19 protein-coding genes and 1 pseudogene are annotated in these 23,035 nt (G+C 62.4%); 6 read left to right on the top strand and 14 right to left on the bottom strand.

Features of this window, described 5'->3' with window-relative positions:
* Nucleotides 1-13: 13 nt before the first annotated feature.
* The gene (gene gcvA, locus HKK54_RS26575) at nucleotides 14-916 is read left to right on the top strand and encodes a transcriptional regulator GcvA (protein ID WP_169388375.1); all 903 of its coding nucleotides are present in this window, start codon (nucleotides 14-16) and stop codon (nucleotides 914-916) included.
* Nucleotides 917-920: 4 nt separating this feature from the next.
* On the opposite strand, the gene xylB is transcribed toward gcvA, so the two are convergent.
* The 5 genes from xylB to HKK54_RS26550 are packed head-to-tail and all read right to left on the bottom strand — an operon-like array spanning nucleotide 921 to nucleotide 6,913.
* Complete coding sequence (xylB, locus tag HKK54_RS26570; RefSeq protein WP_169388374.1) at nucleotides 921-2,396, bottom strand: xylulokinase; 1,476 nt, start codon at nucleotides 2,394-2,396, stop codon at nucleotides 921-923.
* 1 nt (nucleotide 2,397) lies between these two features.
* Nucleotides 2,398-3,390 (bottom strand): LacI family DNA-binding transcriptional regulator, encoded by a 993-nt coding sequence (locus HKK54_RS26565; RefSeq protein ID WP_169388373.1) that lies wholly within the window; start codon nucleotides 3,388-3,390, stop codon nucleotides 2,398-2,400.
* A gap of 21 nt (nucleotides 3,391-3,411) precedes the next feature.
* Entirely contained in the window at nucleotides 3,412-4,353 is a 942-nt protein-coding gene (locus tag HKK54_RS26560; RefSeq protein WP_010170799.1) for an ABC transporter substrate-binding protein, read from the bottom strand.
* 33 nt (nucleotides 4,354-4,386) lie between these two features.
* Nucleotides 4,387-5,355, bottom strand: coding sequence for an ABC transporter permease subunit (locus HKK54_RS26555; RefSeq protein ID WP_178120999.1), 969 nt, complete (start codon nucleotides 5,353-5,355; stop codon nucleotides 4,387-4,389).
* A gap of 25 nt (nucleotides 5,356-5,380) precedes the next feature.
* Nucleotides 5,381-6,913: a sugar ABC transporter ATP-binding protein gene (locus HKK54_RS26550; protein WP_169388371.1), complete on the bottom strand. Its 1,533-nt coding sequence runs from the start codon at nucleotides 6,911-6,913 to the stop codon at nucleotides 5,381-5,383.
* A gap of 421 nt (nucleotides 6,914-7,334) precedes the next feature.
* Here HKK54_RS26550 and HKK54_RS26545 point away from each other — a divergent pair, with 421 nt between their 5' ends.
* The 3 genes from HKK54_RS26545 to HKK54_RS26535 are packed head-to-tail and all read left to right on the top strand — an operon-like array spanning nucleotide 7,335 to nucleotide 10,336.
* Complete coding sequence (locus HKK54_RS26545) at nucleotides 7,335-8,690, top strand: sensor histidine kinase (RefSeq protein ID WP_169388370.1); 1,356 nt, start codon at nucleotides 7,335-7,337, stop codon at nucleotides 8,688-8,690.
* A complete protein-coding gene (locus tag HKK54_RS26540; RefSeq protein WP_010170795.1) occupies nucleotides 8,675-9,058 on the top strand; it encodes a response regulator in 384 nt (127 codons plus the stop codon). The genes HKK54_RS26545 and HKK54_RS26540 overlap by 16 nt, the downstream gene beginning before the upstream one ends.
* Nucleotides 9,059-9,067: 9 nt before the next feature.
* Entirely contained in the window at nucleotides 9,068-10,336 is a 1,269-nt protein-coding gene (locus HKK54_RS26535; RefSeq protein WP_169388369.1) for an EAL domain-containing response regulator, read from the top strand.
* Here HKK54_RS26535 and HKK54_RS34070 read toward each other — a convergent pair.
* Nucleotides 10,317-10,952 carry a methyl-accepting chemotaxis protein gene (locus HKK54_RS34070; RefSeq protein ID WP_442962342.1) on the bottom strand — a complete coding sequence of 212 codons (636 nt, stop codon included), beginning with the start codon at nucleotides 10,950-10,952 and terminating at the stop codon, nucleotides 10,317-10,319. The genes HKK54_RS26535 and HKK54_RS34070 overlap by 20 nt on opposite strands.
* A gap of 1,658 nt (nucleotides 10,953-12,610) precedes the next feature.
* A complete protein-coding gene (locus HKK54_RS26525; RefSeq protein ID WP_169388367.1) occupies nucleotides 12,611-13,471 on the bottom strand; it encodes a LysR family transcriptional regulator in 861 nt (286 codons plus the stop codon).
* A 114-nt stretch (nucleotides 13,472-13,585) separates the two neighbouring features.
* On the opposite strand from HKK54_RS26525, the gene HKK54_RS26520 reads away from it, so the two are divergent.
* On the top strand, nucleotides 13,586-14,290 hold the full coding sequence (locus HKK54_RS26520; protein WP_169388366.1) for a haloacid dehalogenase type II: 705 nt from the start codon (nucleotides 13,586-13,588) through the stop codon (nucleotides 14,288-14,290).
* Nucleotides 14,291-15,138: 848 nt separating this feature from the next.
* On the opposite strand, the gene HKK54_RS26515 is transcribed toward HKK54_RS26520, so the two are convergent.
* Nucleotides 15,139-16,134 (bottom strand): succinylglutamate desuccinylase/aspartoacylase domain-containing protein, encoded by a 996-nt coding sequence (locus tag HKK54_RS26515; protein ID WP_169388365.1) that lies wholly within the window; start codon nucleotides 16,132-16,134, stop codon nucleotides 15,139-15,141.
* A gap of 74 nt (nucleotides 16,135-16,208) precedes the next feature.
* Between HKK54_RS26515 and HKK54_RS33705 the strand changes: the two are divergent.
* Nucleotides 16,209-16,721, top strand: a pseudogene (locus HKK54_RS33705) (TetR family transcriptional regulator C-terminal domain-containing protein); the annotation flags it as partial.
* Here HKK54_RS33705 and HKK54_RS26510 read toward each other — a convergent pair.
* From HKK54_RS26510 to HKK54_RS26485, 6 genes are all read right to left on the bottom strand, one after another.
* Nucleotides 16,677-17,675 (bottom strand): DMT family transporter, encoded by a 999-nt coding sequence (locus tag HKK54_RS26510; RefSeq protein ID WP_169388364.1) that lies wholly within the window; start codon nucleotides 17,673-17,675, stop codon nucleotides 16,677-16,679. The pseudogene HKK54_RS33705 and the gene HKK54_RS26510 overlap by 45 nt on opposite strands.
* Nucleotides 17,672-18,370, bottom strand: coding sequence for an ABC transporter permease (locus tag HKK54_RS26505; protein WP_169388363.1), 699 nt, complete (start codon nucleotides 18,368-18,370; stop codon nucleotides 17,672-17,674). Before HKK54_RS26505 ends, HKK54_RS26510 begins: the two co-directional genes overlap by 4 nt.
* A gap of 7 nt (nucleotides 18,371-18,377) precedes the next feature.
* Nucleotides 18,378-19,082 carry an ABC transporter permease gene (locus HKK54_RS26500; RefSeq protein WP_010169350.1) on the bottom strand — a complete coding sequence of 235 codons (705 nt, stop codon included), beginning with the start codon at nucleotides 19,080-19,082 and terminating at the stop codon, nucleotides 18,378-18,380.
* A 164-nt stretch (nucleotides 19,083-19,246) separates the two neighbouring features.
* Nucleotides 19,247-20,083: a transporter substrate-binding domain-containing protein gene (locus tag HKK54_RS26495; protein ID WP_010169351.1), complete on the bottom strand. Its 837-nt coding sequence runs from the start codon at nucleotides 20,081-20,083 to the stop codon at nucleotides 19,247-19,249.
* A 25-nt stretch (nucleotides 20,084-20,108) separates the two neighbouring features.
* Nucleotides 20,109-22,103 (bottom strand): aminotransferase class I/II-fold pyridoxal phosphate-dependent enzyme, encoded by a 1,995-nt coding sequence (locus HKK54_RS33815; RefSeq protein ID WP_169388362.1) that lies wholly within the window; start codon nucleotides 22,101-22,103, stop codon nucleotides 20,109-20,111.
* 166 nt (nucleotides 22,104-22,269) lie between these two features.
* Nucleotides 22,270-23,031, bottom strand: a complete 762-nt coding sequence (locus HKK54_RS26485; protein ID WP_169388361.1) for a CDP-diacylglycerol diphosphatase — start codon at nucleotides 23,029-23,031, stop codon at nucleotides 22,270-22,272.
* Nucleotides 23,032-23,035 lie beyond the last annotated feature (4 nt).

The following is a 23,035-nucleotide window of genomic DNA, read 5'->3' as shown; positions in this document are numbered from 1 at the left end:
AGAAATTCTTTAGATGAACTCACTCGGATACCTCAACGCCCTGCGCGCGTTCGAAGCCGCGGCCCGGCATCAAAGCTTCTCTGCGGCAGCGGAAGAGCTGAACGTCACTTCAGCCGCCGTCGGCCAGCAAGTGCGCAGTTTGGAGGCGTGGCTCGGGGTGCCGTTATTCACCCGGGCCAGCAGCGGCAATACGCGGTTGGTACTGACGGACGTGGCCCGGTCGGCGTTGCCGGACATTCGCGAGGGTTTTGATCGGTTGCGGGTGGGGTTGGCGCGCTTGAAGGAAGCGTCACAGAGCGCCGACCTGACCGTGACGGTCAGCCCGGCATTTGCCGGCAAGTGGTTGTTGCCCAGGCTGGAGCGGTTTCAGCAGCTGCATCCGGAGATCGATGTACTGCTGAACACCAACCTCAAGACCCTGGATTTTCTCGCGGAAAGTATCGACATCGGCGTGCGCTATGGCGCTGGCAGCTGGCCTGGATTAACCGCGATCAAGTTGATGGACGAGGACCTGTTTCCCGTCTGCTCCCCCAACTATCCAGCGCTGGCCAACGGCACGCTCAGCCTGGAACAACTCGCGCAATGCACGCTGATCCATGACCTTTCCATGGCCGGAGACCCCGGCTTTCCCACCTGGCGAACCTGGCTGGATGCCATGGGGCAACCGGGTACGGATGCCAGCCACGGGTTGCGCATCAACAACTCGGCGGCCGTGGTGCAGGCGGCGATCGAAGGGCAAGGCCTTGCGTTGGGCCGCAGCGTTATGGTGCACGACGACCTGGCTTCGGGGCGCCTGATCCGCCCGTTTGGCCAGGTCCAAAGCGCCGTGGCTCTGGCGTACTACGTGGTGTACCGGCCAGAGTGCGGCGAACTGGCGAAAGTGCAGGCGTTTCGTGACTGGTTACTGACCCAGTAGGGTTTTAATCGTGCAATGCCTTGGCGGCGCCCAACAGTCCCTGGAACTTGTGATACCGCGCCTGCAGCACAGCGGCTTGGGCGCCATCCGGGAAAAACCGTGCCTTCACCGGCATCCCCGCCCTCAGCAGTGCCGCGCCCTGCCCGTTCGCCACAAACCCCAGCTTCGCCGCCCCCATACACGCACCCAGTTCACTGCCATGCAACGTAAAGATCTCCCGCTCCAGAATATTGGCCAGCAACTGCGCCCAATATTCACTGCGCGCGCCACCGCCCACCAGTGCGCAGGCGCCCACCGTGGCGCCGGCTGACTGCACCGCATTCAGTGCATCCAGCAGCCCGAACCCGACCCCTTCCATCACCGCATAACCCAGCATCGCCGGCGTGCAGTCATGCCCCAGGTTCATGAAACCACCGCGCAGCAACGGGTCGTTATGGGGCGTACGTTCGCCCGCCAGGTACGGCAAGAACAACGGATTGGAAACCGCCACAGCCTGCCCGATCGGCAACTCGGCCTGCACGCGATCCAGCAACGCCTGCTCATCGACAGCGCCCGTCAACCGTGTCACCCAGCGCAAGCAACTGGCTCCGGCCAGCATGGCGCCCATGGTGTACCAGCGATTGGGCAGTGCATGACAGAAGCTATGCACGGCACTCGCCGGATTGCCCGCCGCGTGGTCGGTGATCGCAACAATGGCCGCGCTGGTACCAAGGGTGATAAACGCATCCCCCGCATTCACCGCACCGATGCCCACCGCCGCCACCGGGTTGTCCCCGCCACCGCCGGCAATCACCAGGCCCTCGGCCAGGCCCAGGCGCAGCGCTGCCGCAGCGTTCAAATGAGCACTGGCCGCCCCGCCTTCCACCAGCCTTGGCATTTGGGCCAATCGCAAACCCGTTGCACGCAGCATGGGCTCGAACCATTGCCGGTTGGCCACGTCCAGCCACAACGTGCCGGCACCGTCGGACACATCGCTCACACGCTCACCACTCAAGCGCAGGCGCAGGTAATCCTTGGGCGACAGTACGCAGTCAATTGCCTCGAATACGTCGGGTTCGTGCTGCTGCAGCCACAGCAGTTTCGGCGCGGTGAGGCCAGCCATCGGCAAGCTGCCGGTGACCTCGGCAAACTCGCGGCCCAGGGCTTCGGCCTGGGCCATGGCGCGGGAGTCATCCCAGAGGATGGCCGGGTACAACACCCGGTCGTCATCCCCCAGCAATACGGCGCCGTGCATCTGCCCGGACAAGCCAATGCAGCTCACGCGGCCATAAGCCTGCGGCTGATCCGCGCGCAACTGGTCCAGGGCGCTGAGGCACGCGTGCCACCAATCCTCCGGCGCCTGCTCGGACCAGCCCGTGTGCCGGCGAGATATCGTCAGGCGCGCACCGGCATGGGCGAGGACACTGCCGTGCTCGTCCATCAGGATCGCCTTGAGTTCCGAGGTGCCAAGATCAATGCCAAGGGAAACCGGGTTGTTCATATCAGGGGCAGCCGCATGAATTACGAATCTTCAGGGTGGGCGCAAGCCGCACGCTGTGTTTTTTACGCTTGGGCGACGCCATGCGCTCAAGCAACAGGTTGACCGCACGGGCGCCGAGTTCCTGCACCGGTTGCGCGATCAGGGTCAGGCGCGGTACGAAGAAGTCCGCCCAATCAAAATCATCAAAACCCACCAGGGCCATTTGCCCGGGCACCTCGATGCGCGCATCGCGCAAGGCATGCATTGCACCGAGGGTCATCAGGTTGTTGCCCGCCATGATTGCCGTGGGTGGCGTCTCCAGGGCCAGCAACTGCGCGGTGGCGTGGCGCGCCGGCTCACTGCTGGAGCCGCCATTGACCAGCAACTGTGGATCAAGCGGCAATCCTGCCGCCTGCAACGCAGCGTGATAACCGGCCACGCGCTCATCGGAAGTGCCCAGCCCTGCCCGCCCGGAAATAAAACCGATGCGCCGGTGGCCATGCTCGATCAAGTGCGTCACCAGGGCCTGGGTGGACAGCGTATTTTCCACCCCGACCTGATCGAAACGGTCGCTCATCATCCGGTCCACCAACACCGCCGGTACTTCATTGGCCTGCAAGTATTCCAGGGCCAGCGAACCGGTGGACGGCGCCAGCAGAATGCCGTCCACCCGCCGGTGGTGCAGCGCCGTAACCACGCGCAGCTCCTGCTCGGGATCGTCGTGGGTATCGACAAACAGCATCATGTAGCCGTGCTTGGCGCACTCGGTTTCAATCGCGTGCACCGTTTCACTGAAGTAATGGTTGGACAGCGCCGAGATCGCCACGCCAATCGTGTTGGTGGTGGACCTCGCCAGGGAGCGCGCCAGCGTATTGGGGATGTAGCCCAACTGGCTGATCGCGCTCTGCACCGCTTGCACCGTGTCCGGGCTGACCTTGCGGGTGCCGTTCAAGACGTGAGAAACCGTCGACGTCGACACCCCTGCAATTCTTGCCACATCCTCCATGGTTGCCACGGTACTCACTCCTGCGCGCGCTTAATGTTTGCTTGACCAGCCGCTGTAGGAACCGACGTTGTCGCGGGTGATCAGTTTTGGGGTCAGCAGGGTAACCGCTTCGGCGGGTTGTTTGTCATTGAGAATGTCATTGCCGACGTTGACCGCCGTCTGAGCCATGGCCCATGGGTCCTGGCTGGCGGAGGCCTGGATCAGGGTGTCGGTCTTCAAGGCATTCTCGATGTCCGGCGCGCCGTCCACGGAGGTGATGATGATGCCGCTGCGTTTGAGCTGCTTGGCGGCCAAGTCGCTGCCGATGGCCTGGGGATCGTTGATCGCAAACAGGCCATCGATTTTCTGGAAGCGCGTCAGGTAGCCCTGCATCACGTTCAAGCCGCCTTCGCGTGAGCCTTTGCCGTCCTGGTCGTCCGACAGCACCTTGATATCCGGCGCGCTGGCCAGGGCCGCTTTACAGCCTTTGACGCGATCGGTCACCGCAGTCACTTGCGGGCCGTTCTGGATAATCACGTTGCCCTTGCCCGAGAGCTTGTCGACGATGAACTGGCAGGCGAGCTTGCCGGCTTCGACGTTGTCGGTCTGCACCGTGGCATTCACGCCCTTGGCGTCGACGTCCACCGCCACCACCACGATCCCGGCGTCACGGGCTTTCTTGATCGCCGAGGCCATGGCCGACGGGTCGACGGCATTGAGCAGGATCAGGTCGACCTTGGACGAGATGAAGTTGTCGATCTGCGAGAACTGCTTGCTCAGGTCATAGTCGGCCGACACCGAGGTCACCTTGACGGCCGGGTTCAGCTCCTTGGCCCGGGCCGTGGCGCCGTCGGCCAGGGTCACGAAATACGGGTTACCCAGGGAGCCCATGCTGATGCCGATGGCTTTCAGCTCACGGGCCTCTACGGCGTGGGACATCAACACGGCAACGCCCAGGGAGGCGACAACAGGAAACATGCGTTTGAAGTTCATGATGACTCTCTTGTGATTGTTGTTTGAGTGAAATCAGGTCCGTGCACCGGACTGGCGATAACGATCCAGCGCCACCGCGCCAATGATCACGATGCCCTTGATGATGTATTGCCAGATATCCGACACGCCCAGCAGCACCAGGCCGTTGGTCAATACCGCGATGATCAGCGCACCAATCAGCGTGCCGCCAATGGTGCCGACGCCGCCGGTAAAACTGGTGCCGCCGAGAATCACCGCCGCGATGGCATCCAGTTCATAGGATTGCCCCAGTTGCAGGCCATTGGCGGCGAACAGGCGCGACGCACTCATCACCGCGCCGAGACCGGCCAAAGCGCCGGACATGGCATAGACGAACAGCAGGACTTTCCACACCTTGATCCCCGACAACCGCGCCGCTTCCGGGTTGCCGCCCACGGAGTAGATCTGCACCCCCATCACCGTGCGCCGCAGGATGAACCACGACAGCGCGATCACGGCCACGGCGATGATCACCAGCCATGGCACACCGAGCACTGAATCGTTGCCGATAAAGGCGAACGGCAAGTCAGGGTTGAACACGGTTTTGTCGTCGGCCAACAGGCGCGCCAAACCGCGCATGGCGGTCAGCGCACCCAGGGTGACGATAAACGGCGGCAGGCGCATGAACGCGATCAGGCCGCCGTTGACCAGGCCGAGCAACAGCCCGAAGCCGATCCCGGCAGCAATCCCGAACATGCCGAATTGCGGCGACATCGAGGCTTGCAGCGCAACCACCGCCGAGGCGGCGAGAATCGCGCCTACCGACAGGTCGATGCCCGCCGTGAGGATCACAAAGGTCATGCCCGCCGCCAGCACCACGTTGACCGAAGCCTGCTGGGTGATGATCGACAGGTTCTGCACGGTCATGAAGTTTTCGCTGGCCAGGGCAAAGCCCACCAGCAGCAACACCAGCACCGGCAACATGCCCACCGTGCGCATCAGTTCCCGAATACGCTCAGCCTTGCCGATCGTTGCCACAGTCATGGTGTTGCTCCCGCTCGTGTTTGAATTAGCCATGGGCCGCCACCTGCTCGCTGCCGGTGGCGAGGTCGATAATCGCCTCCTGGGAAATATCCAGTCCGGATGCCCCGCCCACTTCGGCCACCAGTTGCCCTTCGCGCATGATCAGCACGCGGTCGCAGGTGCCGATGATTTCCGGCAGCTCGCTGGAGATCACCACGATGCCCACGCCGGCCTTGGCCAGTTGATTGATGATGCGGTAGATCTCGGATTTGGAACCGATGTCTACGCCCCGTGTAGGTTCGTCGAGGATCAGCACATGGGGCTTGACCTCCAGCAGCCGCGCCAACAGCACCTTCTGCTGGTTGCCGCCGGACAACGCCCCGACGTTTACCTTGCCCGACGCCACGCGGATCGACAGCGACTTGATTGCATCACGTGCCCGCTGCGCACCGTGGCCACGGTCGAGCACACCGCCGGCATGGGCATCCGGCACACAGGCGCACACGTTGATGTTGTCGGCCACGCTCATGTCGAGAAACAGGCCCTGGGCCTTGCGGTCTTCGGTGAGGTACACCACGCCGGCCCGAATCGCGTCCGCCGGGTTGCGCAACTGGGTCACGGTCTTGCCGACCACCTCAAGGGTGCCGGAGGTACGTGGGTCGGCCGCAAAGATCAGTCGCGCCAGCTCGGTACGGCCAGCGCCCACCAGCCCGGCGATGCCCAACACTTCACCGGCGTGCAAGTCGAAGCTGCAGTGGCGCACGCGCTTGCCGTCGGCCATGTCACGTACGCGCATCACCACCTGGCCCGGGTCGTAGGCGGCATGTTCTTTCTTGTAGAAACCGGAAAGGTCGCGGCCCACCATCATCTTTACCAGCACCTCGGCCGACAGCACGTCCCGCGCCAGTTCGCCGACGTACTCGCCGTCCCGCAGCACCGAAACCCGGTCCGACAGCTCATAGATTTCGGCCATGCGGTGGCTGATGTAGATGATCGCCAGGCCCTGGCTGCGCAGCTGTTTGATCAGCGCGAACAGGCGGTCGGTCTCTCGGGATGAAAGCGGCGTGGTGGGCTCGTCCATCACCAGGATTTTCGCGTGGGCATGCAGGGCCCGGGCGATTTCCACCAGTTGGCGCTCGGCGATGGACAGGCTGGCGACGCGGGTGCTGGGTGTGAATTCTGCACCAAGCCTTGCCAGCACCTCGGCCACCCCGGCTTCCATGCCCTTGCGGTCGATGGTCCAGCCACGGCGCAGTTCACGGCCCAGGTAGATGTTCTCGGCCACCGTGAGGTTCGGGCACAGGCTGAGTTCCTGGTAGATCACGGCAATGCCGAGGGCTTTGGCGGAGGCTGGGTTGTAACTGGCGACGGGTTGGCCATCGATGCGGATGGTGCCGCCGTCATCGGCCTGGTAGGCACCGGAGAGGATCTTCATCAACGTCGATTTGCCGGCGCCGTTCTCACCCATCAAGGCGTGAATTTCACCGGGATAGACTTTCAGGCTGACGTTCTTGAGCACCCGCAGGCCATTGAAGGTCTTGCTGATGCCCTGCATTTCAAGCAAGGGGTCAAGGCTCATGACTGAGCTCCTGGTTTTATTATTTTTGTGTTCAAGCGTGTGCCGATGACAGCCATCGGCAGACCTGATTGCTGCCGACTCTAATCAGATACATTTGTTTACGCAAGCGCTTGCGTAGGCCTTTTATCGATTGATTAAACGTTTCATCAGATGAATAAACCTTCATTTGGTTAACGCCTGACCACTATCTGCAGGCCACGGCGTTGTTTCTGCGCTCACAGTGTGCGGTATTGAGCTGAATCTATTCATTTGAGGGCTGAAAGCTTCCGGGGGGATGTTTTCAGCCATCAAATCGCCACAATGTCTGCTATTGTCAAAAGACCTCATCTCCTCCTCATCGCACCCGTGCGATCTTCTGTGAGCATGCTCTGCGGCACGGCCTTCGGCGGTGTCGGGCCTGAAGTTCACGGAATGCCCTGCGATGGAAAAACCTGCTCTCGACAACTCGCCCGAACCCCAATCCCGGGCCGAAAAAATCGTCGAATTCAAACGCCAGAAAACCCTGCTCAAGACCGGCGCCCTGCAAGACGCGATCTTCAACAGCGCCTACTTTTCCAGCATCGCCACCGACGAAAAAGGCGTGATCCAGATCTTCAACGTCGGCGCCGAACGCATGCTCGGGTATGCCGCCGCCGATGTGCTGAACCGCGTCACCCCGGCCGACATTTCCGACCCTGCCGAACTGATCACCCGCGCCGCCGCCCTCAGCCTGGAACTGGACACGCCGATCACGCCGGGCTTTGAAGCCCTGGTGTTCAAGGCCTCCCGGGGCATCGAAGACATCTACGAGCTGACCTATATCCGCAAGGACAATAGTCGCCTGTCGGCGATGGTCTCGGTGACGGCCCTGCGCAATAAAAGCGACGCGATCATCGGCTATCTGCTGATCGGCACCGACAACACCGCGCGTAAGCAGGAAGAAGCCGAACGCAAAGGCTTTGAGCGCGCCCTGGAAGAAAAGAACCTGGAGCTGGAACACGCCAGCCACATGAAGTCCGAGTTCCTGGCCACCATGTCCCACGAGCTGCGCACGCCGCTGAACGCCGTGATCGGTTTTTCCGAGGCGCTCAAGGACGGCCTGGTGGGCGACATGAGCGATATCCAGCGCGAATACATCGGCGACATCTTCACCAGTGGCCAGCACTTGCTGTCGCTGATCAACGACATCCTCGACTTGTCCAAGGTCGAGGCCGGGATGATGGACCTCGAGCTGGAAGCCGTGGAGTTGGCGGGCTTGTTGGCCAACAGCCTGCTGATCGTGCGGGAAAAGGCCGCCTTGCAACGCATCCAGTTAAAGCTTGAAAGCCCGGACGACTTCGGCACCCTGGAGCTGGACCTGCGCAAGACCAAGCAAATCATCTACAACCTGCTGGCCAATGCGGTGAAGTTCAGCGAGCACGGCGGCTCCGTGACCCTGTCGGTGCGCGAGGTGAGTCGCTTGCAAGTCGGGCAGATCCCCGGCGACTGGCCCACCCATGGCTTTGCCCTGCAGCCCAGCGCGCATCAACAGTTCCTGGAGCTGAGCGTCAGCGACAGCGGAATCGGGATCGCCCGCGACGACATGAGCAAGTTGTTCAAGGCCTTCAGCCAGATCGACAGCAGCCTGGCGCGCAAATTCGAAGGCACGGGCCTGGGCCTGGCGATGGTCAAGCAACTGACCGACCTGCACGGCGGCAGCGTCGCAGTGGCCAGCCGCGAAGGTGCCGGCGCCCGCTTTGTGGTGTGGCTGCCGCTGCACCGCGCCGCGGATACGGAGGCCCCATGGCCGAAATCCTGATCGTGGAAGACAACGAGGCGAATATGCGCCTCGCCCGCCTGCTGCTGGTGAACGCCGGCCACAGCGTGTTGTGGGCCGCCGATGCCGAGACCGGGCTGACCCTGGCCCGGGAAAAACAACCGGCGCTGATCCTGATGGACATTCAGTTGCCCGGCATGGACGGCCTGGCAGCCACGTCGTTGCTCAAGCAGGACCCGCACACCGCGCACATCCCGGTGATCGCCCTGACCGCCATGGCCATGAAGGAAGACCGCGATAAAACCCTGCGGGCCGGCTGCGACGCCTACATCATCAAGCCGCTGCGCTACAAAGAGCTGTACCAGGTGATCGACACGCTGCTGCAACAAAACATTACTCCTCTGACGTGAGTCCTCTCCATGGCCAGCCAACCCGCAACGCTGTTGATCGTTGATGATGAAATCCAGGTGCGCAAGCTGCTGGAAACCCTGCTGCGCCACGAGGGTTACCAGACCTTGAGCGCCGCCAGTGGTGAAGAAGCCTTGCAACTGGTGGCGCGACAGCCGCCGGACTTGATCCTGCTGGACATCATGATGCCCGGCATGGACGGCTACGAAGTGGCCAACCAGCTCAAGCAGGACCCGACCACCGCGAACATCCCGATCATCATGCTCTCGGCCCTGAGTGAGCCCAGCGCCCGCCTGAGCGGACTGGAAAACGGTGCCGAAGAGTTCATCAGCAAGCCGGTGGAACGGGTCGAGTTGTGGTTGCGGGTGCGTAACCTGCTGCGGCTCAAGGCCCATGGCGACCGGCTGAAAAATCACAGCCTGATGCTGGAGCAGCAACTGCAACATCACCAGCATGCCGCCGCCCGGTTGAACATCCGAGACCTGGCTCGCCTGGAGCTGGAAAAAGCCCTGGGCCTGGCCGTCGAACGTGAAGAATTCGTACTGCACTACCAGCCCAAGGTCGAGCTGGCCGGCGGTCAGGTATGTGCCCTTGAAGCGTTGCTGCGCTGGGACCGGCCCGGTTATGGCGCGGTGTCTCCGGCGGTATTCATTCCGATCCTGGAGAGCCTGGGGTTGATCGTGGTGCTCGGTCGCTGGGTGATCGACAACGTGTGTCGCCAGATCGCCGAGTGGCAATCCAGTGCGGTGGGTGCCGTCGAAGTGTCGGTCAACGTGTCGGGGCATCAATTGATCGAAGGTGACTTGATTGCCGACATCACCCAGTCCCTCGCCAGGGTTAACGTAGAACCGCATTGGCTGGAGGTTGAGATCACCGAAGGCTCGCTGATGGAAAACACTGAGCACACCATCGCCAGCCTGCACCGGCTGCGGGCGATGGGGGTAAAGATTTCCATCGATGACTTCGGCACCGGTTATTCAAGCCTGGCTTACTTGCGGCGGTTTCCGATTGATACGCTGAAAATCGATATCGCGTTTATCCGCGAAGTCACCAGCAACCCCCAGGACGCGGCGATCACCCGCACCATCATCGAACTGGCCCATAGCCTGAATCTGCGAGTGGTCGCCGAGGGCGTGGAAACCCAGGCGCAACTGGAGTTCCTGCGGGAAGCCGGCTGCGATCAGATCCAGGGCTATCTGTTCAGCCGGCCGTTGCCGATGCAGGAGCTGGAGCGCCTGTTGCTGGAGAAACGTGGCCTGGTCAGGCCGCAGCCCCACTGACCTCGAACAACCCCACCAGCTTCTGCAACTTGTTGGCATTCACCCGCACGGTTTCCGCGCTGGTCTGCAACACCCCCACGGTCAGGCGCATCTGCTCCGAAGAGTGGCTGACCTGCTTGATGGTCTTGCCATAGTCGAGGCTGCGGGCGTTGAGCTGCTGGATGATGCTGAACATGCTCTCCACCGCCTGGTGCAGGTGCACGTTTTCTGACGACGCATCCTCGGCCAGGCGCAGGCTGCTGTCGACATTGGTTACGCCGTTTTCCATGAAGCCTACGGCTTTGCGAGTCTCGCTCTGCAAGCCTTCGACCATCTGGCGAATGTCTTCGGCGGCCTTGGAGGTGCGCGACGCCAAGGTGCGAACTTCGTCGGCCACTACCGCAAAACCGCGGCCATGCTCGCCGGCACGGGCCGCCTCAATCGCCGCGTTCAGGGCCAGCAGGTTGGTCTGGTTGGTGATGTCGCTGATCAACCCGGTGATGTTGCTGATCTGCGCCATGCGGCTGTCCAGCAGTTGCACGCTTTCGGAGGAGCGCTGCACCACATCGCGAATCGACTGGGTGCCGACCTGCACCGCGAGGAATTGCTCGCGGGCGCGGCTGACCACCTCGTCCATGGCCTGCTTCATTTGCTCGGCGCTCACCGAGGCTTGCTGGATTTCCCCCAGTTGCTCTTCAACGATGATCATCATGCGGTGGGTGGCGTCGGCCACTTCATGGGACATCAACCCGGCCGCCTCGCTGCGGCCCAGCATCAACTGATTGGTGTTGCCGACGCTGTGGCTGGCTTTGACCACTTGGCCGACCACCGAATCCAGGCGGTCGATAAAACTGTTGATCCAGCGGCTCATGTCGCCTGTTTCGTCGTTGACCATGCGCCCGCTGTCCAGGCGCTGGCGCAGGTTGCCTTCGCCCTCGGCGATGGTGCGGATCACTTCGGTCATTTCATTCAGGCGTGCGGCCAGGCGCTTGGGCCCCAGGCGGCTGAACAGCATGGCCGCCACGACCATGCTCAATACTTCGCACGCATCGGTCCAGGCGGCGGGCAAGCCGCTGTAGTGGCGGACCAGGAAATTGCAGGCAAACAGACCGGCCATGGTCGCCAGGTAAGGTTTCATCAAGCCGTGGCTCAGGGAGCGCCGGCGGTAGACCTCTTCCAGGTCGGCCTCGCACATCATGCCCCAGCGGTCCGGCGAGCCCGGCAGTTCAAAGGTCACGCCCTTGCCCACCACCGGGATGTGGCGGTAGTCGGAGTAGCCGGGATAGGTGACAAACAGGTTCGAGCCTTTGCGAATGGTCTCGCGTACACCGGGGTGCAGTTGTTGGGTGGCCGGGTCGATAAAGCGCAATTCCAGTTCGGTGTGGCGCTGGATCTGCACGGTCTTCCAAGGCGTGTGCACGCCACTCTTGAGGTTTTCGCCGTGGGTGAAGGCGCCGTCCTCGAAGCGCGAACGGGACAATGCGATACCGGGTTGAAGCGCCGGGTCGAAGCGCGATTGCACCATGAACAGGTAGTTGTCGCCGGACTCCGGGAAAATATGCCCGGCCTCGCGCTGGATCAAATCCCCGAGGATGTCGTTGGGCACTCGCCCGCACAGGCAGCCAAGCACCCTGCCCTCACGGGTCAGCGGTTGGTAGAACATCAGGGTCACTTCGTCATGGAAACGCGAGGACGAAGGGCCGATCTGCAAGGTCAGCGGGTCGCTGTAGGGGCCATGAAGGAACGGTGCCTTGAGACCGGCGGCCAGGGCTTGATGGTTCAGGGTGCGGTGAGCGGACGGGTTCCAGGTGGTGGTCAGCACCTCGCCCTTGAGGTCGACGATAAACAGTTCGGAGAAGTCGCCAGCCTGCTGCAGTTTGTCCAGCAACAGGCTGTTGTCGGTGAGCACGGAGTCGCGGGTGAGCACGCTGGCCAGTTCGCTGAGGTGTTCCCACTGTTCCCGGGTCCAGGTTTGCAAAAGCTTGACCCGGGTTTCGGCGATGGCCTCGAAGGTTTGCTCCATCACCGGGTACACGCTGCGGTTGAGGCGGCAGGACCAGCCCATGGCGAACTTGCCGGTCTTGCCCCACCAGGGCAGCCAGCTTTTTTCGGCGGAAGATAACTGCATCGTGCTGCTCGACAGGCTGCTCATGGCGGACTCCGGGAGTGATGTCTAATTGCCATAATTCAAGGCAATTAACACGCCAATTAGCTAGCCTGCTATTTATTAGGGTGCTGGGCCTGCCGCGCAGCCCAACGGGAGCACGCTCCCTCGCCACAAAAAGTTGCATGCAATCAATAAGATGCACCAGTGTGTGGCAGTGAAATCTCTTCCCGCAGGAATTCGATCAGGCCTTGGTGCGTCGGGCCCAGGCGTTCGGCGCCACTGACCAGTGCCAGTTCCGAGGGCGGCACCGGCGGCAGTTCGGTACAGACGCGGTGGCTGGCGAGCACGGCGCTGACCGGCAAAATGCTCAGCCCCAAACCGGAGGTCACCGCCGCCTGAATCCCGGTCAGGCTGTGGCTGCCGAACGCCACCCGCCAACTGCGCCGGGCCTTGTCCAAGGCACGGGTGGCACGTTGGCGGTAGATGCAGCCTTGGGGGAACAGCGCCAGTGGCAGGGTCTCGAGGTCAAGGTCCTGGCCTTGCCCGCTCACCCACACCAGCGGCTCGGGCCAACTGGCGTGACAGTCGCCGCTGCCGGTTTCACGCTTGACCAGGGCGATGTCGATTTCGCCGGCGTCCAGTTGCCGGCGCAGATCGGTGCTCATGCCGCTGACGGTTTCCAGCCGCGCTTCGGGACGCGCCCGCACAAACCCGCTGAGCATCGAGGCCATGCGCACGGCGTCGAAATCTTCCGGCACGCCCAGGCGCACCGGCACCACGCTGGCTTCGGTGCTCAGGGCGTCCCGCGCTTCCCGGGACAGGTTCAGCAACCGGCGTGCGTAGTGGGTGAGCAACTCGCCCTGCTCGGTGGGGCTGACCTGTTGCCCGGAGCGGTCGCGCACCAACAGCGTCTGCCCGGCGCTTTCTTCGAGCTTGCGAATCTGCTGGCTGACCGTGGACTGAGTGCGGTGCACGCGCTCGGCAGCGCGGGTGAAGCTGCCTTCATCCACGACGCAGACCAGGGTGTGCAGCAGTTCGAGATCAAACATGGCGCGACCTTCATATCGATAATTCAACTGAGCTGAAGAGGGTAATTTAATTTCCAACTGACGGGTACTGTTCCTATGCTTCAGTCATCACTGACTTCCCTGAACAGGTGCCCCATGTCCCTTGAACACTCCCCTCGCCCGCTCTGGCTGACCTTTGACTGCTACGGCACGTTGATCCAGTGGGATGAAGGCTTGCGTGCGGCGATCGACGAGATTCTCACCGCCAAGGGGGCGCACAGGGTCGATACCGAGACGTTGATCAGCGTGTATGACCGCCATGAACATGCGCTGGAGCAAACGCCGCCGCATCGCAGCTTTCGGACGTTGGCGGGGCTTGGGTTACGGCAGGCGCTGCAGGAGTTGGGTTTGCCAGCCGATGCGCACGACGCTGCGATCCTGACGGACCGTATCAGTGCGATGCCGCCGTTCCCCGAGGTGGTCCGGACGCTCAAGCAGCTGAAGGCCATGGGCTACAAGCTGTGCATCGTCTCCAACACGGATGACGATGTGATTGCCGGCAACGTTGCCCAACTGGGCGGGACCATTGACCGGGTGATCACAGCCCAGCAGGCCGGGGCCTACAAGCCGGATCGGCGGTTGTTTGACCATGCCCATGCGCAGTTGGGGGTGAGTCTTGAGGAGGTGGTGCATATTTGCGCCAGCCCGCATCTGGATCACGCGGCGGCCCGGGATATCGGGTTTCGCTGTGTGTGGATCGACCGGGGAACGGGTCGCACATTGCTGCCCGACTACCGGCCGGATGCGATTTTGCCGACGCTGGAGGGGGTGCCTGGGTTGTTTGAGTCGTTGGGGTGGTGAGGTGGTTTTGGGTACATATCCGTTGCTGCGGTAACGGCCTCCTATGGTTTCGCTCTTACAGCGACTCACTTTGGAAAAGCCCCAAAGTAAGCAAAGGGCTCTGCCCCGCCTGTCGGCACCTCGCCTAGGCTCGGTGTTCCCTCACTCCGGCATTGCTCCGCGGGCCGCCGCGACGGGGCGTCCCTGCCCCGTCGCGGCTAAACCGGCGTCCTGCCGGTTTACCCGCTCCTCAATCCCTGCGTTCGGCCTCGGGCTTATTGGGGCAGTCAGAGCCAGATCAAGATCAAAAGCAAGAGCACAGCGGCCTACCGGCCGGCTTGAGTGGTAGAAGCCAAATCAAAAGCGAAAGCCAAAGCGAAAACCAAATCTGAAACTGCTGCGGCTCTGCTTTTCTGTGGGAGCTGGCTTGCCTGCGATGCAGACACCTCGGTTTTTCAGGTACACCCAGTTGATGCCATCGCCGGCAAGCCAGCTCCTACAGTGGATCGTGCTCGCTTTAGATTTTGATCTTGCCTTTGCTTCACACCACTCAAGCCGGCCTGTAGGCCGCTGTGTTCTTGATCTGCTTTTGATCTTGATCTTAGGCGCCCCGTTAAACCACGCTGGCCGAACGCAGGTAGTACGGAGCGGGTAAACCGGCAGGACGCCGGTTTAGCCGCGACGGGGCAGGGACGCCCCGTCGCGGCGGCCCGCGCAGTAGTACCGGAGTGAGGGCACACCGAGCCCAAGCGAGGTGCCGAGTGGTGGGGCAAGAGCGTTTTGCTTACTTTTGCGCTGTTCAAAAGTGAGCCGCTGTAAGAGCGGAACCCATCGAAGCCATCACAAAAAAACGGATATGTACACCTCTACTAAGGATCCAACACCCCACCGCTGTAGCTGTCAGACAACCGCGAACCGGTAAACTTGGCCACCACCGAACCCTGCGACACCAGGCGCTCCCGATGCCCGGTCACCATGCGCCCGGTTTGCGCCGCATGCAGCACCACTTCAGACCCCGGATCCCCGGGCCGCCGGATAATCCGTGCAAACCGCTCGCCCTCCTCGACCTGTTCACCGAGGCGTTTTTCAAACACCAACACCCCGGGGCACGGCGCCAGAATGGTCTCCATGCACCCCATGTCCACCACCTGCCCCTGCCAATCGGCAATCGCCGGGGCTTCGTCGATCACCCCGTTTGCACAGAGCCAGGCCCAGATACCATCGCCATCCTGCCCGGCCAGGGCGTCACACACATCCGCCTGCCCGCGCAATTCAATGGTCGCTGCCATTCGCGGGTTGGCGTGATTGATGATGGTTTCCTCAAACGACCCGTCCCCGCCCTCGTCCCAGACAATCACCACGTCCACCTGCAACGCCGCCGCCAATGCCCGGCCCTCGGGCCAAAAGCTGCGGTGGATATACAGGTACGGCAGCGCTTCATCATCCGTGTGCAGGTCCAGCACCAACTCGGCATCGGCCGCCAGTTGCACCAGGCTTTTCTGCCATTGCGCCAGGTTGCTGGCCGGGCGCTCCATCGCCAATGAATGATCGAACGCCCGGTTAAAATTCTGCCCGGTGGCTTCATGAAAGCGCCCCAGCAACCGCCCCTGGCGAAACTGGCCAATGCCGAACGGGTTGGCCTGGGGCACCACCGTCACCGTGCCCTTGAGCCGCCCCTGGTCCTGGCACGCCTGTAAACGTGGCAGCAGTTGGTGCAACACCAGCATCCCGGCGATTTCATCGGCGTGCACGCCGGCTTGCAGGTGCACCCGCGGGCCGCTGCCATCCCCCTCAAAGCGCCAGGCGCCGATGTGCAGGGTGTTCCCCGAATCGCCCGGGACTTGCCACGAAAGGTCTTTTGCCATGCCGCTGCCCTCCTCTTGTTGGAGCTGTGGGTATATATTGAACACACGTTCAACCATGTATTTTTACCAAGGGTGTGCCTGTGACCGAAGACCGTCGCGACCTGTTGATTGCCGCCACCCTCACCAGCCTCGCCCGGGACGGGCATGCCGGCATTTCCGTGCGGCGCATCGCCACTGAAGCCGGGGTTTCGGTGGGGTTGCTCAATCACCATTTCGGCAGCATCGATGCACTGATCGCCGAGACCTACCACAAGCTCGCCAGCGAACTGACCACCGCCCTGTGGCAGGAAGTCGACCAGGCCCAGGGCCCTGCCGCACGGCTGGATGCGTTCCTCGCCGGCTCGTTTTCCTCACGGGTCATGGACCCGAAACTGCTGGGTGTGTGGGTGGTGTTCTGGAGCCTGATCCGCCATTCGGACCCCGTGAACGACTCCCACGAAAAAAGCTACCGCGCCTACCTCGAACTGATTCGCCAACTGCTCGACGACCTGGCCGCGAGCGAAGGCTTCGTGATCCACGACACGCGCCTGGCGGCCATCGGCTTATCGGCGATGCTCGACGGACTCTGGCTCGAGTGGTGCCTCAACCCCGGCACCTTCAGCCCCGCCGACGGGCTGCACATCTGCCGCTGCTGGATACAAGGGCTGCGTCACGGAGCATTCAGCGCCGACCACGTCTTGTGACACAGGGTGCCGGGCGCTGAGCATGGCCAGGGTGCCGCTGATGGCGATCAGTACGGCGCCGAAGATCAGCGATACATCCATCAGCGTGCCCCACACCAGGCTCGACAGCAGGAACGCCCAAATCAACCCGGTGTACTCGAACGGCGCCAACAGCGTTGCCGTGGCCCGGCGGAAACTCGCAAACAACAGGAACTGGCCAATTCCGCCCACCAGCCCGGCGCCGAGCATGCCCAGCCATGCCGGTGTCGGTGAGGGTGTGTGCGTCCAGGGCAATGTCACCGCCATGCAAATCACGAACACCACGTTGGTGATCAGCATCTGTTCGAGCACCGAGGTGTTGTCATCCACCTGGCGCAGCTGGATATAGGTAAACGCCCAGCACAGCGCTGCGGCCAGCGTCAGGCCAATGGGCAGCGGGTCGACCATGCTGCTGGGGCGACAGGCGATCACCACGCCCACAAAGCCAATGATCAGCGAAACCCACTGGCCACGGCTGGCGCGCTCCTTGAGGATCAGCGCGGCCAGCAACGTGACCATGATCGGCGCGGAAAAATACAGGGTGGTCATTTCCGCCAGGGTCAGGTCCTTGGCGGCGGTGTAGTACAGCAGCCAGGCCAGCAGCGACAACAGGCCCCGGATGATCAACAGCCTGCGGCTGACCGAGTGCCAGGCACGCTTGAGCAGGCCCAGGCGCCCGGCGATCACGCAGGCGGAAACCACCACCAGGCTGCGCCAGAACAGGATGGTGAACACCGAATAGTCGGCCACCAGCCATTTGATCCCGGCGTCCTGCAACGCCAGGAACGCATAGGCCAGTGAGCACAGGGCAATCCCTTGCAACGAGCGATCGGTTTTCATCCGGCAGACCTGCGCAACGGTGTGCCACGCCGCTCGGCAATCGCGTACAGGGCTTCAATCAAAAAGGTCAGGCACAGGTAAACCCCGGCCACCAGCAGCAGCGGCTGGTAGATCTGCAGGGTCTGGGCGCGCACCACGTTGGCGGCGCCGAGCAGGTCGACCACCGCGATGGTGGAGGCCAGTGCCGTGGACTTGAGCAACATCACTGTTTCCCCCGCCAGTGTGGGCAGCAACAGGCGCATGGCCCGTGGCAGGCGCACGCGCAATAGCGCCTGGCGAGGCGTCATGCCAAACGCCGAGGCGGCTTCCATTTCGCCCTTGGGCACCGCCAGCAGGCCACCGCGAATCACTTCGCCGACGTACGCCCCCACCGACAACACCAGGGCGAACACGATGTACCAGTAGCCGTCCCGCAGGAACGGCCAGAAAAAGCTGCCGCGAATCATCGGGAACTGGGCAAACAGGCTGCCCAGGCCGTAGTAGAAAATGTAGATCTGGATCAGCAGCGGTGTGCCCCGCAGCACGCTGGTGTAACCCAGTGCGCAACGGGCCAGCCACTTGCGCCGGGACAGCCGTGCCAGCGCCACCAGCACCGCCAGGGCGAAACCCAGCAGCGCCGAGATCACCAGCAACGACAGGGTCGTCTGCAAGCCCTTGGCGATCAGTCCTGCGTAATAACTTATCCACTCAGGCATGTGCGGCTCACTCGACAACCGGCATCCAGCGACGAATACGTCGTTCCAGGCGCCCGGACAGGTAGTTGGAGGCCAGTGTCACCAGGTAATACAAGGCGGCGGCCGTGAGGTAGAACAACAGGTATTGCCGGGTCGAGCCCGCCGCCTGCTTGGCGGTGTACAGCAGTTCGTTGGTGCCCACCACGCTGATCAGCGCGCTGTCCTTGATCAGGTTGATCCACAGGTTCGACATGCCGGCCAGCGCGTACGGCGCCATGATCGGCAGGGTCACCCGGCGAAACAGACCCAAGCCGCTCAAGCCGAAGGCCCGTGCCGCTTCGATCTGCCCGTGGGGAATCGCCAGGATCGCCGCGCGGAAAATCTCCGAGGCGTACGCGCCCTGCACCAGCCCCAATACCAGGATCGCAACCAGCGGCCCGCTGATGTTGAACTGCTCGAACCCCAGCCACAGCATCAGCGCATTGAGGGCCATGGAGCCTGCGTAATACAGCAACAGGATCAGCAGCAACTCGGGCACCGCGCGGAACACCGTGGTGTAGCCGCGCATCAGCATGGCAATCGGGCGCGGCGCACTGAGCTTGGCACAGGCCACCACCAGGCCGATCAGCAGCCCCACCGCAAACGAGCCGGCGGAGATCTGCAGGGTCATCCATAACCCTTTGAGCAATGCGTTGCCCCAGCCTTGCTCGCTGAAGTTGAGTAGATCGAACATCGGCGCTCCCTATTTCAATGATGCGCAATGACCCTTGTGGCGAGGGGGCTTGTCCCCCGTTGGGCTGCGGAGCAGCCCCAAAAAAGCGGGAGCGCTGCGCACTCCAACGGGGGACAAGCCCCCTCGCCACAGGACAAGCCCCTTCACCACAGGAAGGTCACAGGTTAGTTCGTGTAGGGGCTGTCACATACTTTGCTGACGTAGGCTGGCGTGTCGGCGCGCTTGCACGGGCTCACCGACACACCAAACACACTCTGCGAGAGGTCAGCGTAGTCCTTGCTCACCAGCAGCTCGCCAATCGCCTTGTCGAGGCGGGCCTTGAGTTCGGTGTCTTCCTTGCGCAGGCCCGCGCCCACGCCACGGCCGATGATGGGGTCGTAAGGCACTTCGGCGATCTCGGCCAGGCCCTGGGCTTCAGGCGTTTTCACCATCATGGCGATGGCGACACCGTCGGCCATCATCAGGTCGGTGCGCCCGGCAATCAGGTCGGCGTTGGCCGATTCCTGGGTGTCGTAGTACTTCAGGTCAGCAATTTTCTCGTAGTACTTCTTCAGGTAGTTGGCGCTGACGGTGGAGATCTGCACGCCGATGATCTTGCCTTTCAGGCCCGCCGGCGAGACTTCGACGGTGGTGCCCTTGGGACCGGCAATGCCCAGCAGCGAATCGTAGTAGGCGCGGCTGAACGCGATCTGTTTTTCACGCTCCTCGGTGACCGACATCGAGGAGAAGATCACGTCGATTTTCTTCGCCAGCAACGACGGGATGATCCCGTCCCACGCCACTTCCTTGATCTGGCACTCAGCTTTCATCAAGTCGCAGAGCTTGTGGATCAGGTCCACCTCAAACCCTGTCCATTCGCCGTTGCCGCCCTTCACCGTGAACGGTGGGTAGGGTTCCGCCGCCACCGCGAACACGATGGGTTTCTCCGCCGCCAACGCAGTACCTGCCGCCAGCATCAACACTGCACTGCTCAACCACTTTGCCAATCGTTTGGATTTCATGATCTTGCCCCGTCTTTTTTTGGAGTTAGCGAGTTTGATGCGCGTTGACGAACTGCCGGCAACGTTCACTGCGTGGGTCGATAAACACTGAGTCCGGCGAACCGGTTTCCTCGATCAAGCCTTGGTGCAAAAACGCGACTTTGGATGACACGTCCCGGGCGAACGCCATTTCATGGGTCACCAGGATCATGGTGCGGCCTTCTTCGGCCAGGGAACGAATCACCCGCAGCACTTCGCCCACCAACTCCGGGTCGAGGGCCGAGGTGGGTTCGTCGAACAACATGACTTTGGGGCGCATGGCCAGGGCACGAGCGATAGCCACCCGCTGTTGCTGGCCGCCGGAGAGGAACGCCGGGTATTCGTTGCGCTTGGCGGCCAGGCCAACCCGGTCGAGCAAGGCTTCGGCGCGCTCGATGGCTTCGGCACGGCTTTCGCGCAGGACCTGGATCGGCGCTTCGATAAGGTTTTCCAGCACGGTGCGATGGGGCCACAGGTTGAAGTTCTGGAACACCATGCCCAGCGTCGAGCGAATGCGTACCAGCTGTTTGGCATCGGCCACCAGCGGTGCGCCGGGGCGACCGTAGTTGAGCTTGATGCTCTCGCCGTCGACATGAATGCTGCCCTGGTCCGGCACTTCGAGCATGTTGATGCAGCGCAGCAAGGTGCTTTTACCTGAGCCGCTGGCGCCGATCAGTGAGATGACTTCGCCTTCGTGCGCAGTCAGGGAGATGCCCTTGAGCACTTCGATATTGCCGAAGCGTTTGTGCAGGTCGAGCACCTCGATCATCTTCTTCGCGGCCACGGGCTGCACGCTGATGATTTTCGCAGCAGGCTCTATTCGCGGCTCGCCGGCGAGCTTGGCGACGAAGCGGCTGATGCGCTCGCAGGCCTCGGCCATTCGCGCTTCACCCAAGGTGAACGACAGCCGCACAAAGCCCTGGGCCGGTTCACCGAAGGCGGCGGCATCCAATACGGAAACCCCCGCTTCGCGGAACAGCCGCCAGGCAAAATCCAGGGAACTGAGGCCGGTGTCCCGCACATCCACCAGCACGAACATGCCGGCTTGGGGGGCGCGTACGTGAATGCCCGGGCAATCGCTCAGGCCGGCGACCACCAGGTCGCGGCGGCGCCGGTAGGTTTCACGCATGCCCTGGGTGACTTCATCGTGGGCCAACACGGCGGCGGTGGCGGCTTCCATCACAAACCCCGGCAAGCCGTACAGCATGCTCAACACCAGGGTTTCGGCGTGGGCCACCATGGCAGGCTCGGCAACGATCCAGCCGATGCGCCAGCCGGTCATGGCGTGGGATTTCGACAGGCTGCCGATCACGATGCAGCGGTCGGCCATGCCCGGCAGCGCGGCGAGGCTGTGGTACTCACCGTCGAACACCAGGCTTTCGTAGACTTCGTCCACCACCACCCACAGTTCATGCTCGATCGCCAGGTCGGCAATTGCCTGCAGCTCCTGGGGGTTGAGCACCACGCCGGTGGGGTTGTTGGGGTTGGAGAAGAAAATCGCACGGGTGCGCGGCGTGATGGCGGCGGCCAGCAGCGCAGGATCAAGGCGAAAGCCCGAATCGGCAGCACACGGCACCCGCACCAGCGTCGCGCCGCTGGCCTTGAGCGTGGCTTCGTAGGTGACGTACATCGGATCGAGGACGATCACTTCATCACCGGCCTGCAACAGGCACAGCGAGGTGACGAACAAAGCGTTCTGCGCGCCGGCCACGGTGATGACGTTTTCAGCGTTTAACGGGCGAGCCAGGGACTGGCTGTAACGGGCGGCGATCGCATCCCGCAGTGCCGGGCGGCCGGGGATTTCGGTGTAGTGGGTATCGCCCTGGCGCAGCGCTTCGACGGCGGCGTCGGTGATGAACGAGGGGGTGGCGAAATCCGGGTCGCCGACGCTCAGGATAATGATGTCTTCGCCCTTGCTGCTGGCCTGGAACGCGGCGTGGTGGATGTCCCAGGCGGCTACGCCCTGCCCTGCAATTCGCTCAACAAAGGGTGAAAACCGCATGCCAGTGCCTCTCGTTCAATCAGAAAAAGCGCAAGCCCGCTGGTTGCCCAGCGGGGGTTGCAGCCAACATAATTGAAACTGAACACTCGTTCAACGGATAGCGTCGCGGATGTCGTAAACAGTTAAAACAGGTCGTTGTGGTGGATACCTTCAGGTAGGTATGAATTCAGCCGGCAGTCTGGGTCATCAGCTTGCACTGGTGGTCTTGCAGCTCCTCGGCAGACGCCAGGTTCCACTCCTTGAGCGTCAAGCGGGTGGCCAGCAGCACGAAGTTGCCATCCGCCTCGGGTGCCAGCAGCAGGCTGTAGCTGGCCATGGAATCGCCCTGGTCCTGCACGTAGTCATTCAGGATCGCCAGTGGGTCACGCAGGTCGAAGTCGGCTGCCGACAAGGTGCGGGCACTGTAGGTATGCCCCTGCAGTTTGACCGGCAGGGTTTGCCATTGCTCGTTAAGGGTGGCGGCGCGTTCGGTGAGGGTGTTGAACACGTCGGGGCGCAGGCAGGCGATATGGATATGCAACTGGTTCTGCGAGCGGCCGTAACGCGAGTTGATCGCCAGCGACACATAGCGGTCGGCAATCGGCGTTTGCAGGCCGGTGGAGAGCACGTCGTGGTTTTTCCAGGCCTGGGCAAAGTAATGCGGCAGCAGGTTGCGGGTCAGTGCGACGTCTTCGATGCCGGTGACTTTGTCGGTGGGGATCAGCAGGTCCTGATACGGGCCGTTGAGGTCCTTGAGCAACACGAAACCCTTGTCCGGGTCGACCTTGAGGCAGGGGCTGGGGTTTTGATGCTGGCTCTGGTCGGGCACGCATTGGCGGCTGACGATCTGCCACAACACATCGGGATTGCCCCGCCATTTCCAGGCGCCCGCCAACGCCACCACACACAGCAAACCACCGATGCTCTTGAATACGGTACCGCGCTTCATGCCA

The sequence above is a fragment of the Pseudomonas sp. ADAK13 genome, from assembly GCF_012935715.1.
Classification (GTDB): Bacteria; Pseudomonadota; Gammaproteobacteria; order Pseudomonadales; family Pseudomonadaceae; genus Aquipseudomonas.
Note: the sequence above shows the minus strand (reverse complement) of the source record. Positions and strands in the feature narration are given on the sequence as shown.

Coding starts and splice junctions, on each gene's coding strand:
- HKK54_RS26555 (WP_178120999.1), bottom strand. CDS start 5,355: ATGACTGTGGCAACGATCGGCAAGGCTGAGCGTATTCGGGAACTGATG.
- HKK54_RS26535 (WP_169388369.1), top strand. CDS start 9,068: ATGGCCAGCCAACCCGCAACGCTGTTGATCGTTGATGATGAAATCCAG.
- HKK54_RS26520 (WP_169388366.1), top strand. CDS start 13,586: ATGTCCCTTGAACACTCCCCTCGCCCGCTCTGGCTGACCTTTGACTGC.
- HKK54_RS26540 (WP_010170795.1), top strand. CDS start 8,675: ATGGCCGAAATCCTGATCGTGGAAGACAACGAGGCGAATATGCGCCTC.
- HKK54_RS34070 (WP_442962342.1), bottom strand. CDS start 10,952: ATGGACGAGGTGGTCAGCCGCGCCCGCGAGCAATTCCTCGCGGTGCAG.
- HKK54_RS26525 (WP_169388367.1), bottom strand. CDS start 13,471: ATGTTTGATCTCGAACTGCTGCACACCCTGGTCTGCGTCGTGGATGAA.
- HKK54_RS26505 (WP_169388363.1), bottom strand. CDS start 18,370: ATGCCTGAGTGGATAAGTTATTACGCAGGACTGATCGCCAAGGGCTTG.
- HKK54_RS33815 (WP_169388362.1), bottom strand. CDS start 22,103: ATGCGGTTTTCACCCTTTGTTGAGCGAATTGCAGGGCAGGGCGTAGCC.
- gcvA (WP_169388375.1), top strand. CDS start 14: ATGAACTCACTCGGATACCTCAACGCCCTGCGCGCGTTCGAAGCCGCG.
- xylB (WP_169388374.1), bottom strand. CDS start 2,396: ATGAACAACCCGGTTTCCCTTGGCATTGATCTTGGCACCTCGGAACTC.
- HKK54_RS26495 (WP_010169351.1), bottom strand. CDS start 20,083: ATGAAATCCAAACGATTGGCAAAGTGGTTGAGCAGTGCAGTGTTGATG.
- HKK54_RS26550 (WP_169388371.1), bottom strand. CDS start 6,913: ATGAGCCTTGACCCCTTGCTTGAAATGCAGGGCATCAGCAAGACCTTC.
- HKK54_RS26510 (WP_169388364.1), bottom strand. CDS start 17,675: ATGAAAACCGATCGCTCGTTGCAAGGGATTGCCCTGTGCTCACTGGCC.
- HKK54_RS26515 (WP_169388365.1), bottom strand. CDS start 16,134: ATGGCAAAAGACCTTTCGTGGCAAGTCCCGGGCGATTCGGGGAACACC.
- HKK54_RS26500 (WP_010169350.1), bottom strand. CDS start 19,082: ATGTTCGATCTACTCAACTTCAGCGAGCAAGGCTGGGGCAACGCATTG.
- HKK54_RS26560 (WP_010170799.1), bottom strand. CDS start 4,353: ATGAACTTCAAACGCATGTTTCCTGTTGTCGCCTCCCTGGGCGTTGCC.
- HKK54_RS26545 (WP_169388370.1), top strand. CDS start 7,335: ATGGAAAAACCTGCTCTCGACAACTCGCCCGAACCCCAATCCCGGGCC.
- HKK54_RS26485 (WP_169388361.1), bottom strand. CDS start 23,031: ATGAAGCGCGGTACCGTATTCAAGAGCATCGGTGGTTTGCTGTGTGTG.